Below are 11,846 nucleotides of genomic sequence, written 5' to 3' on the forward strand. Positions count from 1 at the left end.
GCGGGGCCGCCGCTGAGCGTGGCAGTCGCTATCCGCGAAAACGCCTGCAAGCGGGCCGCTCGGTCGTGTTCAGTCACAGTCGCGGCCACCGAATAAAGCTTACCAACTAAACTTGTAGAAGTACAATCTAAGTTGATGAAGCGTGTGTGTAAACGACCGTGATGTTTAGTGGCTGGGGAAACGACAGCTAGCCGGAATGAGCCACGATAATGCCCCCGGCGGACGTGTCGACGGGCAGCGCCACCACGGCGACGAGGGGCTGGGCTGGCGGCTGGCCCACATGCCAGGCGTCGTCGTCGCAAACCTCCGAGACCACGTCAGCGAGTGGCCCGACCGCTACGTCGACCAGCAGGCAGCGCTGTACGAGCGGTGATCAGTCCTCGATTCCGACTGTCAACACTGGGATGGGGGACGTGCGGACGACCTTTTCTGCGACGCTGCCGACGAGATAGTGGTCCATCCCGGTGCGGCCGTGGGTCCCCATCACCACCACGTCAGCGCCGGCGTCGCCGGCGTGCGCCACGATTGCCTCGTGGGGGATGCCCTCGATGACGGCCGTTTCAGTCCGAACGTCATCGGGGAGCCCGGCCGCCGTTTCGCGGACCGCGGCCTCGGCGCGCTCGTGCTCGCGCTCCGCCCACGCGTCGCCGGCGAGCCCGGCGCTGGGCGACTCGAAGCGGTTGCGTTCGTCGGCCACCGAAACGACGTGAACCATGGCGTCAAACGCCGACGCAACGGTCGCGGCGTGCTCGGCGGCGGCCGCCGTCCCCTCGCTCCCGTCGGTCGGGAGCAGAATCGTCTCGTACACGTCAGACACCCCCAGCAGCCATCAGGAACAACGCCACGGAGACGACTGCGAACAGGCCGCCAACGCCCTGTTTGATGGTTTCAGTGTCCAGCGCGGCGGAGACATACGGCGCGATCTGGCCGCCGGTGACGGTCGCCGGGACCGTCCACACGACCATGTTCCACGGCGTCGTCGCGAGGTCGATGGAGTGCCCGCCGACCAGCCCGCCGCCGAAGACGTGGACGAGCGACGCGATGATGGCAGTGCTTGCGACCACGATGTGGTTCGTGCCGATGGCGACCCGCACGGGGATCTTCGAGGACAGCATCGAGATGATGCCGAGTTCGCCGATACCGAACCCGGCCAGCCCCTGGAAGGTGCCGCCGACGCTGTAGTTCCCGAACCGCCGGAGGTAGCCGCCGCGGTCGTACTCGTAGGTGTCGCCGTCGCGGTCAACCCGGGTGACCGCGCCGTCGTCGACGCGCACGCCCGCCGGGCCGAGCTTGTCGGGGTCGTCGGGCAGGTTCGACCCGCCGTCGGCGGCCGCCGCGTGGCTGTCGTCGCTGTCGGCGGTGTCGCCGTGGCCGAGGTCTGCCTTGAACAGGAGCAATGACGCCGCAAGCAGTGCGACGCCAAGCAGCGCGTGGAAGACTGGCTCCGGGATGACAAAGGAGAGCAGCGCGCCGCCGACGACGAACGGCAGCCCGCCGGCCACCAGCGACAGCGCAAGCTTCCGATCAACGAGGCCGTACTGTACGAACGCGATGGCGGAACTGGACAGACCGAATGACTCGCTGATGAGGCCGATTTTCACGAGTGTTTCGGCTTCCAGAGGGTCCGCAAAGAGCGGGAACACGAAGATGAGGAACGGCACGAACAGCGCCGACCCACTGATGCCGACGGTGTTGACCGTGATCGCGCCCAGCAGGAACACGGGGAACAGCCACCAGAAGTTCGTCCAGTAGCCCGGCACAGGGTCGGCGGGGGCGAGTGGCCCGAAGAAGACGCCGATGACGAAGGCGACGGGCGCGAGGAACACGAAAACGTGCTGGTACTTCAAGAAGAGTTTCGTTGCCCGGTCCCGGCCGGACGGCGTATCAGTGTCGGTCACGCCGCAGACCCCTCCGCTGTGGGCGGCTGAATCGGGTGTCCGGGGTGGCGATCCGTGGCTGCAGCGGTTGTCAACATACTGGCGGCGGCTAACCAGTTGATGGCTGAAAAGCGTTGGTTTCTCCGTCAAGCGAAGCGGCAAGCGGTGCCGCGGGCTGACCAGCGAGCCGCCGTCTCACCAGTCCTCAGTTTCGGGTGCGACGCCGCCGGGGTCCTCGGGGGCGTCGCCGCCGTCGAGGTCGAACGCCTCGCGGAGCTCCCGCATGCGGTCGCGGATGTCGGCGGCGAGTTCGAACTCGAGGTTGCTCGCGGCGTCTTCCATGCGTGCTTCGAGGTCCTCGACGAGCAGGGCGGCCTCCTGCTCGTCGCTGGGGGCGTCCCCGGCGACGTCTGCGGTGTCGGTCTCAGCACCGGGGAGGTTCATGTCGCCGACGGCCTTCTCGATGGTGGTCGGTGTGGTGCCGTGGTCCTCGTTGAACGCCCGCTGGATGCGGCGGCGGCGCTGGGTTTCGTCGATGGCGGCCTGCATCGCGTCCGTGGTCTCGTCGGCGTACAGGACGACCTCGCCGTTGACGTTCCGGGCGGCGCGCCCCATCGTCTGCACGAGGCTGGTCTCCGAGCGCAGGAACCCCTGCTGGTCGGCGTCGAGGATCGCCACCAGGCTGACCTCCGGGATGTCCAACCCCTCCCGCAGCAGGTTGATGCCCACGAGCACGTCGTACTCGCCCAGTCTGAGCCCGCGCACGAGTTCGTGGCGCTCCAGGGTGTCCGTCTCGTCGTGCATGTACTCGACGGCCACCCCGGCTTCTTCGAGGTATTCGGTGAGATCCTCGGCCATGCGTTTCGTGAGCGTCGTAACGAGCACGCGCTCGTCGCGGGCGACGCGCTCGTCGATGCGGTCCATGAGGTCCTCGACCTGCCCGGTGGCGTCGGCGATCGAGATGTCGGGGTCGACGAGGTGTGTGGGGCGCACGATCTGCTCGACGACGTTCGCGGACTGCGCGCGCTCGTGGTCGCCCGGCGTCGCGGAGACGTACAGCGTGCGGTCGGTTTTGTCCGCGAACTCCGCGAAGGTCAGCGGGCGGTTGTCGTAGGCCGTCGGCAGCCGGAAGCCGTTGTCCACGAGGCTGTCCTTGCGTGATTTGTCGCCCTCGTACTGGCCCTTGATCTGGGGGACGGTGCGGTGGGACTCGTCGATGACGGTGAGGAAGTCGTCGGGGAAGTAATCGAGCAGCGTGTAGGGGGCGTCCCCGACCTCGCGGTCCGAGAGGTACACCGAGTAGTTCTCGATGCCCGAACAGTAGCCGGCCTCCGCCATCATCTCCAGGTCGAAGGTGGTGCGCTCCTCGATGCGCTGGGCGGCCACCATGTCCCCGGTGCGCTCGAAATGCCGGACGCGCTCGTGCATGTCCGTCCGAATCCGCTTGATCGCCTGCTCCATCTCGGCGTCGGGCACCGAGTAGTGCTCGGCGGGGTGGAACAGGACCGCCGGCTCCTCGCTCTCGACGGTGCCCTCCAGGGGGTCGAGTTTCGCCATGCGGTCGATCTCGTCGCCCCAGAACTCCACCCGCACGGGGTAGCGGCCGTACATCGGGTACACTTCGACGGTGTCGCCCCGGACTCGGAAGGTGCCCTGCGTGAAATCCACGTCGTTGCGGTCGTAGTTCAGGTCCACGAGCTTCGCGAGCAGCTGGTCGCGGCCGATGGACTGCCCGCGCTCGACGCGCAGGCTCATCTCCTCGTAGTTACGCGGGTCCCCGAGCCCGTAGATCGCGGACACCGACGCCACGACGATGACGTCGTCGCGGGTCAGCAGCGACCGCGTCGCGGAGTGGCGCAGCCGGTCGATCTCGTCGTTGATCGAGGCGTCTTTCTCGATGTACTTGTCGGTCTGCTCGACGTACGCCTCGGGCTGGTAGTAGTTGTAGTAGGAGACGAAATACTCCACGGCGTTGTCGGGGAACAGCGACCGGAACTCCTCGTAGAGCTGTGCGGCAAGCGTCTTGTTGTGCGCGATGACCAGCGTGGGCTGCTGGAGTTCCTCGACGACCCACGAGACGGTGTTGGTCTTCCCGGAGCCGGTCACGCCGAGCAGCGTCTGCTGTTGTGCGCCCTGCTCGTAGCCCGCGACCAGTTCCGCGATGGCGTCGGGCTGGTCGCCCGCCGGGTCGAAGGGCGCTTCGACGCGGAACGGCACGTCGGCCTCGGGTCGGTCCGGCTGGAGGGGGCCGCTGGCGTCACTCATTACACCGGGGTACGTGCGGGGCGCACTTCAGGAGCGCGCCCGGCGGGCTAGCAGACCGGCTTGGGGTTGACGCCCATCGACTCCAGCTGGGCGGTGTACTCGTCGTAGGCCGCCTGGATGGCGGCGTCGGCGGCGTCACTGGCGGTCTGCCAGTCGTCGTCCGCCGCACAGACGGCGTCGAGGAGGTCGAGCGTGCGTTCTAGCTGGTCGTCGAGGTCGCCCTTGAGGTCGCGGAACAGCTGTGCGGTCTGGGGGTCGGCCTGGCCGACGAAAAAGCCCGTGAACTGTTCTTTTGATTTCTCCGTGGCGAGGATGCGCCCCAGGAGGCCGCCGAGGCGAGCGGCAGTGGTATCGAGGCCCCGGAGGTGGGTGTGCATCGCGTTCGCGTCGTCAGAGGCGGGCTCGTGGGCGTCGAGTTCCCCGCGGACGGCGTCGTAGTGGTCGCGTTCCTCGCTTGCGGTGGTGGCGAACGCCGCCTGGGCGTCGGCGTGGGGTTCGGTGTCCGCCCACGCGGCGAACGTTTCGGCGGCGGCGTATTCGGCGTCCGCGGCGGCCACCAACACCGGGTCGGGATCCATCTCCCCGCCGGTGTCGGCGTACAGCGACTTCGAGGAGCCGAGCCGCGAGAGCGCGGTGTCGTTGGCCGTGCGGACTGCGTCGTGAAGTTCGCTGGCGTCCATGCTGAGGCGTTGGGGCGCTGGCGGCTTGTATGCTGGCGTCGGCGATCCGGGCGGCCGGCTGCGGGGCGGGTCGCGTCGGTCAGTCGGTGACGCTCACTCGCCGGTCTCGACGGGCGCGCCGACGAGGTTGCCCCACTCCGTCCAGGAGCCGTCGTAGTTGACGGTGTTGTCGTAGCCCAGCAGCTCGTGGAGCGCGAACCACGCGATCGAGGAGCGCTCGCCGATGCGGCAGTACGCGACGGTGGTTTCGTCGCCGTCGATGCCCTGGTCGGCGTACAGCGATCGGAGTTCGTCGGCGGACTTGAACGTGCCGTCGGCGTTGACCGTGGCGGCCCACGAGATGTTCTCCGCGCCGGGGATGTGGCCGCCCCGCTGGGCGGTCTCCTGGAGGCCTGGCGGCGCGAGGATCTCGCCGCTGAACTCCTCTGGCGAGCGCACGTCGACCAGCGGCAGGCCCTTGTCGATGGCGTTCTCGACGTCGTCGCGGTACGCCCGGATGCCCTCGAAGGGGCCGCTGGCGTCGTAGTCCGTCGCGGAGAACGACGGCGGCTCCTCGCTGGTCGGGTAGTCGTTGTCCACCCAGTAGTCCCGGCCGCCGTCGAGGAGTTTCACGTCGTCGTGGCCGTAGTATTTGAACTGCCAGTAGGCGTAGGCGGCGAACCAGTTGGAGTTGTCGCCGTAGAGGACGACCGTGGAGTCCTCGGTGATGCCGTGGCTGCCCAGCAGCGATTCGAAGGCGTCCTTGTCGAGGATGTCCCGGGTGGTCTGGTCCTGCAGTTGGGTCTCCCAGTTGAACCCGATGGCACCGGGGGCGTGTGACTCCTCGTAGGCTTCGGTGTCGACGTCGACCTCCACGAGTCGGTGGTCGGGGTCGTCGCTCCGGAACTGGTCGAGGTGGTCGTCGACCCAGTCGGCGGTGACGAGTACGTCGGTGGCGTAATCTGCCATACGCAATGGGTGAACGCCCACGTACATAACTCTCGGTGCCGGCGGCGAAAACCCCCCATTCGTGTGGGGTCGTGGTGCCGGAGGCCGGAGTGCTATACGCCGGCGGCTCGAACGGGTGGGTGATGTCGGACAACTGGGTGGTGACACCGGACTGGCTCGACGAACAGGACGACGCGTCGGTGCGTGTGGTGGACGTGCGCGACGCCTGGGAGTACGACGGCATCGGACACGTGCCGGGCGCGGTGAACGTGCCCTTCGATGCGTTCCGGAGCGCGGACGGTCCACAGGGGATGCTGCCGCCGGCCGAGGAGTGGGCGGCGGTGCTGTCGGCGGCGGGCGTCGAGCGCGGGGACACGCTGGTGGCGTACGACGACACCCACGGCGTGTTCGCGGCGCGGTTCCTCGTGACGGCGCTGTACCACGGGCACGACGACGTGGCGGTGTTGGACGGGGATTACAGCGCGTGGGTGCGCGAGCACGAAACCACGACCGGGACGCCGGAGGTGGAAGAAACGACGTACGAGCCCGGTGAGCGGGGCGTTGACGTGTTCGTGGGGACCGAGGCGGTGGCTGACGCGGCCGCCAGCGATGCGGCCGTGGTCGTTGACACGCGGGACCCGGCGGAGTTCGCCGACGGCCACATTCCGGACGCGGTGAACGTCACGTGGACGGCGTTCGTCGACGACGACACACGGGGGTTGAAATCCCGGGCGGCGATCGAGGACGTGCTGGCCGAGCACGGCATCACGCGCGAGGACCGGGTGGTGTTGTACTGCAACACGGCGCGCCGGATCAGCCACACGTTCGTGGTGTTGCGGTGGCTGGGGTTCACCGACGTGTCGTTCTACGAGGGGAGCGTGCGGGCGTGGACGGCGGCCGGCCGGTCGCTGGTGTAGCGCGGCCGACGGCCGGGTGTGGAGCGACGGGCTTAACCACAACCCTATTGAACAACCCGGTAATGAGACGCCGTGACTACCTGCGGGCGGTGGGTGGTGGGGCCACCGGAGTGGCTGCCGCAGGCTGCCTACAGATGGGCGGCAACAGCGCGGAGACGCTGCGGGTCGGAACCTACGACTCGTTCGTCGGCGAGGGGTCGGCGGGCCGCTGGCTGAAAGCGCAGTGGGAGGCCGACCACGAGACGACCGTGGAGTTCACCACGCCGACCGCCGGCGTCAACGAGTTCGTGAACAAGAAGCGCAACGGCGTGGGGATCGACGCCGATCTGTTCGTCGGCCTGAACACGGGGGAGCTGGTGCGCATCGACAACGAGCTCGGGGACGACACGCGGTTGTTCGACGGGCTGGCGGCCGACGTGTCCCGCAGCAGCGAGATCAAAGAGGCGCTTCACATCGACCCGGCGGGCCGCGCGCTCACCTACGACACCGGCTACATTTCGTTGGTGTACGACGGGACGGTCGTGGACGGCCCCGAGACGTTCGAAGCGTTGACGACCGAGCCGTACGCGGGGACGCTGCTCACGCAGACCGCCCAGAACAGCGACCCGGGGCGGGCGTTCCTGCTGTGGACGATCCACGAGTTCGGCCCGGACGGCTACCTGGACTACTGGACGCGCCTGGTGGACAACGACGTGCGCGTGCTCAACGGCTGGTCGGAGTCGTACACCGCGTTCACGGAGGGTGAGCGCCCGATGGTGGTGTCGTACTCGACGGATCGAGTGATCTACAACGACCCCGACGACCTCCCACACCACCGGGTGGGCTTCCTGAACGATCAGGGGTATATCAACCCCGAGGCGGTCGCGCGGTTCGCTGACACCGACACCCCGGAGGTCGCGGCGGAGTTCGTGGAGTTCATGCTGTCGCCGGAGCGCCAGCAGGGGATCGCGGAGCGGAACGCCCAGTTCCCGGCGACCGAAACCGCCAGCCTGCCGGCGGACGTCGCGGAGTACGGCTACGAGCCGCCGGAGCCGGTGCGGTTGACGTACGACGAGCTGGCTGGGAGCGTCGCGGAGTGGACGGAGACGTGGGGCCAGCGGATCGCCACGAACGTCGAATGAGGCGGCAGTCCGGCGTGAGCGTCGTCGACCGGTACGCGGTGCCGGCTGCGGGTGTGGCGACGCTTGCCGTGCTCGCGGTGGTGTTTTACTATCCGGTCGGCACCGTGTTCGCGGCGGCGCTCGGCCCCGACAACCCCGTGGTGGCGGTGCTCACGTCGGAGTTCTACATGGGCGCTGCCCACGGCGTGTTCGCACACCCGCTGTCGGTGCCGGGGGACGTGGCTGCGTGGGCGCGCGCGGTGGACGTGCGCGTCGGGTGGAGTGGGTGGCTGCCCGCGATCACGGTCGTGCATCCCGGTGTCAGCCTCGGGCTGGTGGGGTTCACGGCGTACCAGGCGGTGCTGTCGACGGTGGCGAGCGTGGCACTGGGGCTGCCGGGTGCGTACGTGCTTGCGCGCTTCGAGTTCCCTGGGCGGCGGACGCTGCGGTCGCTGACGATCCTGCCGTTCGTGTTGCCGTCGATCATGGTGGTGGTCGGGTTCGTGGCGACGTTCGGACAGCACGGCACGGTCAACGACGCGCTGGCAGCGCTGGGTGTCGGACGCGTCCAGTTCCTGTACACGCTGCAGATCGTGGTGGTCGCACACGCGTTCTACAACGCGCCGCTGGTCACGCGCATGGTGGCCTCGGCGTGGGAGACCGTCGACGCCAGCGCCGTGGAGACCGCGCGGTCGCTGGGGGCCAGTCCGCTGCGGGCGTTCCGTGACGTGGTGGTCCCGCAGTTGGTGCCGGCGATCGCCGCCAGCGCGCTGTTGACGTTCGTGTTCACGTTCATGTCGTTCCCCATCGTGCTGGCGTTGGGCGGGCTGAAGCTGGCGACCGTGGAGGTGTGGCTGTACGCCCGCATCCAGCAGTTCGACTACGGCACGGCGGCGGCGCTCGCGACGCTCGAAACCGGGCTCTCGCTGGCGTTGATGTACGTGTATCTGCGGTACGAGGGCCGGCAGTCGGCCGCGAGTGCCGGCGGCAGGTCCCGCCCCCGCAAGCGCCTGTTGGGGGCGTCGGGGGGCCGCGAGTGGGCGCTTCGGCTGGCGGGAGTGGGCTACGCGGTGGTGGTGGCGGTGGTGTTCGTCGCGCCCGTGGTGTCGATGGTGGTGGCGAGCGTGGGCGGGGTGACGGACCCGACGCTGCGGTGGTGGCGGTTCCTGGGCACGCGACAGGCCAGCGGCCGCACGCAGCCGGCGACCGCCGTCTGGTATTCGATCGTCTTCGGCGTGGGGGCGCTGGCGGTTGCGCTGCCGATGGGGGTGGTCGTGGGGGCGTTCTCGGCGCGGGGCGGCCGCGGGCGGCGGCTCGTGGACGCGGCGCTGATGGCGCCCGTCGCGGTGTCCGGGGTGGTCGTCGGCTTCGGACTGTTGCAGTCGCTCGCGTTCGGGGTCGACATCGCCGGCACGCGGGTGCAACTGGTTGGGCCGCTGGTGGTGGTGTGCGCGCACGCGATCGCGGGCTATCCGTTCGTGGTGCGGAACGTCGCGCCGATGCTGGCGGCGGTCGACAGCCGGGTGGTGGAGTCCGCGCGGGCGCTGGGTGCGAGCCGGGGGCGCGCGCTGTGGGACGTGGAGTTGCCGCTCGTGTGGCCGGGCGTGGTGGCGGGCGCGGCGTTCGCGTTCGCGATCAGCATCGGGGAGTTCGATTCGACGGTGATCCTGGCCAACGAGTCCGTGTACACGATGCCGGTGGCGCTCAAGCGGTTCCTGATCGATCGGACCGCGGGGCCAAGCACCGGCCCGGCGGCGGCGATGGGGACGGTGTTGTTGGTGGTGACGGCCGCCAGTTTCGTGGTGATCGACCGCGTCGGGGGTCGATATCAGCCATGACGAGCGTGGAGCTACAGGGGTTGGTGCGTGCGTTCGGGTCGACGACGACGGCGGTCGACGACGTCTCAGTCTCCATCGCCGACGGCGAGTTCTTCACGTTGGTGGGGCCGTCGGGCTGCGGGAAGACCACGACGCTGCGCCTGATCGCGGGGTTCGAGACGCCGGACCGCGGGGAGATCGTGTTCGGGGATCGGTCGGTGGGTGGGGTGCCGCCCGAGGACCGCGACGTGGGGATCGTGTTCCAGAGTTACGCGCTGTTCCCACACATGACCGTGCGCGAGAACGTCGCCTACGGCCTGCGGTTCCGGGAGCCACCGGGCGGGGCGTCGACCGAGGAGCGCGTCAGCGAGTTGCTGTCGCTGGTCGATCTGGCGGGCACCGGCGACCGGGAGCCGGCGGCGCTGTCCGGCGGGCAACAGCAGCGCGTGGCGCTAGCGCGCGCGCTCGCGCCAGGGCCGAGCGTGTTGCTGTTGGACGAGCCGATGAGCGCGCTGGATGCGCGGCTGCGCGACCGGCTGCGTGGCACGATCAAGGAGATCCAGCGCGAACTCGATATCACGACCGTCTACGTCACGCACGATCAGGCCGAGGCGTTGTCGATCTCCGACCGCGTGGCGGTGATGCGTGACGGTGCGGTGGTCCAGGTCGGCACGCCGGAGGCGGTCTACCGAGAGCCGTCCTCGCGGTTCGTCGCGGAGTTCGTCGGCGAGAACAACGTCGTGTCGGGGACGGCGGTTCCACTCGAAACAGGGGGGTCGAGTGTGTCAGTCAATGGCGTGACGTTCGAGCTGTCGGAGTGCGTGACGGGGGACGTCGCCGTCGGTCTGCGGCCGGAGGCGTTGTCCTTCGGTTCGGGTGGAGTCGGGTTCGATGTCACCGTCGAGCGCACGGCGTTCCGGGGTGACACCTACACGGTGTACTGTGACTGGGCCGGCACCGAACTGCTCGTCACCACGCCCGACCCGCCGGACCGCGGCCCGGCGACCGTGAGCGTTGCGTCCGGGGGCATCGACGTGCTTCCGGAGTAGCTGTCAGGGAGCCACGCCAACCGTCAACAGCGTGCCGAACGTGCGGTAGCGCTCGACCATGTCCGCGCGGCTGTCGAAGCCCTCGTGGGGGAACTCGCTGGCGGCGGGGATGTCGATCTCCGTGTCGGCGATCAGGTCCTGCGCGGCGACGTGCAGGCCCGCCCCCCGGAACGCCTCGCGGTACGTGGCGCGATCCCAGCGGGTCATCTCGACGCTGATGGAGTCCTGCCAGTCGTGGCTGTGGACGTTCTCCTCGTAGTAGTTCACGCCGCAGTAGAACGTCCCGCCGGACTTCAGGACGCGCCGGATCTCCGCGAGGGTTTCGCGGGGGTCGCTGGCGTAGTAGAACGCTTCGAAGCTGAACACGTGGTCGATGGCGTCGTCGGCGAACGGCAGGCTCCCGAAGTCACCGACGACGTACGCGAGGTCGTCGTCGTCGGTGTACGTGCGGGCGTTGGCCGCCATCTCGGGGGCACCGTCGAGGCCGTACCCGCGGGCGACGCCGCGCTCGCGGAGCGCGCGCACCGCGTACCCGCTGCCGGTCCCGAGATCGAGGACGGTGTCGTCGTCCTCGACGGGCATCCGCGCGAGCACGTCTTTGGCGGTGTGCCAGTGGCGGTCCTCCATGCCCTTGTCGCGGCCCGAGGCGGCCCACTCGTCGAACTCCTCGCGAACACTCATACGAGTGGCATGTACGCCGACCGGCAAAACGCCACCGGACGGCATTTGGCCGGTGGCCGCGAACGCACCACGAGATGAGTGGAAACCGGTACGCGTACGCGGACACCGTCCAGCAGGTCGTCGGCGGGGTCCTGCTGGCGGGGCCGTTTGTCGTCACCGAAGAAGTGTGGCTGCTTGCCAGCCGGATGCAGTGGTATCACAGCACCATCGTCGTGGGGGTCGTGGCGGCCATCGGGTACAGCGCGCTGTACACCGCCGACGACGGCCGCGACCCCGACCGGGAGGCCGACGTGGGCGGCGTTCCCGTGCGGTTCGTCTCCCTGATGGTGGTGTCGTTCGGGTCCGTGCTCGCGCTGTCGGTGGTGCTCACCGCACCCACGACGTTCGCCGCGGAACTCGGCGTCGGGTCCAGCGTGGCCGTGGTCGGCGTGTTGGCTGCCAAGGCGGCGTCGGTCAGCGCGCTGTTCAGCGTCGTGGGCGCGGCCACCGCCGACAGCCTGCTGTGAGCCGCCAGCGGTGGGGCGGGTCGCCGG

General features: G+C 68.9%; 12 protein-coding genes. 6 read left to right on the forward strand and 6 right to left on the reverse strand.

The window, feature by feature from the left end; genetic code table 11:
* Nucleotides 1-196 precede the first annotated feature (196 nt).
* Nucleotides 197-373 carry a hypothetical protein gene (locus JRZ79_RS22625; RefSeq protein ID WP_205251233.1) on the forward strand — a complete coding sequence of 59 codons (177 nt, stop codon included), beginning with the start codon at nt 197-199 and terminating at the stop codon, nt 371-373.
* Here the strand turns inward: JRZ79_RS22625 and JRZ79_RS22630 are convergent, their stop codons facing one another.
* From JRZ79_RS22630 to JRZ79_RS22650, 5 genes are all read right to left on the reverse strand, one after another.
* A complete protein-coding gene (locus JRZ79_RS22630) occupies nt 374-808 on the reverse strand; it encodes a universal stress protein (RefSeq protein ID WP_205251234.1) in 435 nt (144 codons plus the stop codon). It lies immediately after the preceding gene.
* Nucleotide 809: 1 nt separating this feature from the next.
* Nucleotides 810-1,898, reverse strand: a complete 1,089-nt coding sequence (locus JRZ79_RS22635; RefSeq protein WP_205251235.1) for a sulfite exporter TauE/SafE family protein — start codon at nt 1,896-1,898, stop codon at nt 810-812.
* Nucleotides 1,899-2,072: 174 nt separating this feature from the next.
* Nucleotides 2,073-4,142, reverse strand: coding sequence for an excinuclease ABC subunit UvrB (uvrB, locus tag JRZ79_RS22640; RefSeq protein WP_205251236.1), 2,070 nt, complete (start codon nt 4,140-4,142; stop codon nt 2,073-2,075).
* A gap of 47 nt (nt 4,143-4,189) precedes the next feature.
* Nucleotides 4,190-4,822, reverse strand: a complete 633-nt coding sequence (locus JRZ79_RS22645; protein WP_010903785.1) for a hypothetical protein — start codon at nt 4,820-4,822, stop codon at nt 4,190-4,192.
* 93 nt (nt 4,823-4,915) lie between these two features.
* Nucleotides 4,916-5,776, reverse strand: a complete 861-nt coding sequence (locus JRZ79_RS22650; protein ID WP_345944591.1) for a sulfurtransferase — start codon at nt 5,774-5,776, stop codon at nt 4,916-4,918.
* A gap of 116 nt (nt 5,777-5,892) precedes the next feature.
* Between JRZ79_RS22650 and JRZ79_RS22655 the strand changes: the two genes are divergently transcribed.
* The 4 genes from JRZ79_RS22655 (at nt 5,893) to JRZ79_RS22670 (ending at nt 10,632) form a co-directional block, all read left to right on the forward strand.
* Nucleotides 5,893-6,666, forward strand: coding sequence for a sulfurtransferase (locus JRZ79_RS22655; protein WP_205251238.1), 774 nt, complete (start codon nt 5,893-5,895; stop codon nt 6,664-6,666).
* 62 nt (nt 6,667-6,728) lie between these two features.
* Entirely contained in the window at nt 6,729-7,787 is a 1,059-nt protein-coding gene (locus JRZ79_RS22660; RefSeq protein ID WP_205251239.1) for a thiamine ABC transporter substrate binding subunit, read from the forward strand.
* Nucleotides 7,784-9,604 (forward strand): iron ABC transporter permease, encoded by a 1,821-nt coding sequence (locus JRZ79_RS22665; RefSeq protein WP_205251240.1) that lies wholly within the window; start codon nt 7,784-7,786, stop codon nt 9,602-9,604. Before JRZ79_RS22660 ends, JRZ79_RS22665 begins: the two co-directional genes overlap by 4 nt.
* On the forward strand, nt 9,601-10,632 hold the full coding sequence (locus tag JRZ79_RS22670) for an ABC transporter ATP-binding protein (protein ID WP_136361658.1): 1,032 nt from the start codon (nt 9,601-9,603) through the stop codon (nt 10,630-10,632). Before JRZ79_RS22665 ends, JRZ79_RS22670 begins: the two co-directional genes overlap by 4 nt.
* Before the next feature lie 3 nt (nt 10,633-10,635).
* Here JRZ79_RS22670 and JRZ79_RS22675 read toward each other — a convergent pair whose 3' ends face one another.
* On the reverse strand, nt 10,636-11,313 hold the full coding sequence (locus tag JRZ79_RS22675; RefSeq protein ID WP_012289497.1) for a class I SAM-dependent methyltransferase: 678 nt from the start codon (nt 11,311-11,313) through the stop codon (nt 10,636-10,638).
* A 74-nt stretch (nt 11,314-11,387) separates the two neighbouring features.
* Here JRZ79_RS22675 and JRZ79_RS22680 point away from each other — a divergent pair, with 74 nt between their 5' ends.
* Nucleotides 11,388-11,819: a DUF2391 family protein gene (locus JRZ79_RS22680; RefSeq protein ID WP_205251241.1), complete on the forward strand. Its 432-nt coding sequence runs from the start codon at nt 11,388-11,390 to the stop codon at nt 11,817-11,819.
* Nucleotides 11,820-11,846: the final 27 nt, after the last annotated feature.

It is taken from the genome of Halobacterium sp. BOL4-2, from assembly GCF_016917835.2.
GTDB lineage: Archaea > Halobacteriota > Halobacteria > Halobacteriales > Halobacteriaceae > Halobacterium > Halobacterium salinarum.

Excerpts from the sequence above, each read along its gene's own strand:
- JRZ79_RS22665 (WP_205251240.1), top strand. The coding sequence starts at position 7,784 with ATGAGGCGGCAGTCCGGCGTGAGCGTCGTCGACCGGTACGCGGTGCCG.
- JRZ79_RS22660 (WP_205251239.1), top strand. The coding sequence starts at position 6,729 with ATGAGACGCCGTGACTACCTGCGGGCGGTGGGTGGTGGGGCCACCGGA.
- uvrB (WP_205251236.1), bottom strand. The coding sequence starts at position 4,142 with ATGAGTGACGCCAGCGGCCCCCTCCAGCCGGACCGACCCGAGGCCGAC.
- JRZ79_RS22655 (WP_205251238.1), top strand. The coding sequence starts at position 5,893 with ATGTCGGACAACTGGGTGGTGACACCGGACTGGCTCGACGAACAGGAC.
- JRZ79_RS22675 (WP_012289497.1), bottom strand. The coding sequence starts at position 11,313 with ATGAGTGTTCGCGAGGAGTTCGACGAGTGGGCCGCCTCGGGCCGCGAC.
- JRZ79_RS22645 (WP_010903785.1), bottom strand. The coding sequence starts at position 4,822 with ATGGACGCCAGCGAACTTCACGACGCAGTCCGCACGGCCAACGACACC.
- JRZ79_RS22670 (WP_136361658.1), top strand. The coding sequence starts at position 9,601 with ATGACGAGCGTGGAGCTACAGGGGTTGGTGCGTGCGTTCGGGTCGACG.
- JRZ79_RS22625 (WP_205251233.1), top strand. The coding sequence starts at position 197 with ATGAGCCACGATAATGCCCCCGGCGGACGTGTCGACGGGCAGCGCCAC.
- JRZ79_RS22680 (WP_205251241.1), top strand. The coding sequence starts at position 11,388 with ATGAGTGGAAACCGGTACGCGTACGCGGACACCGTCCAGCAGGTCGTC.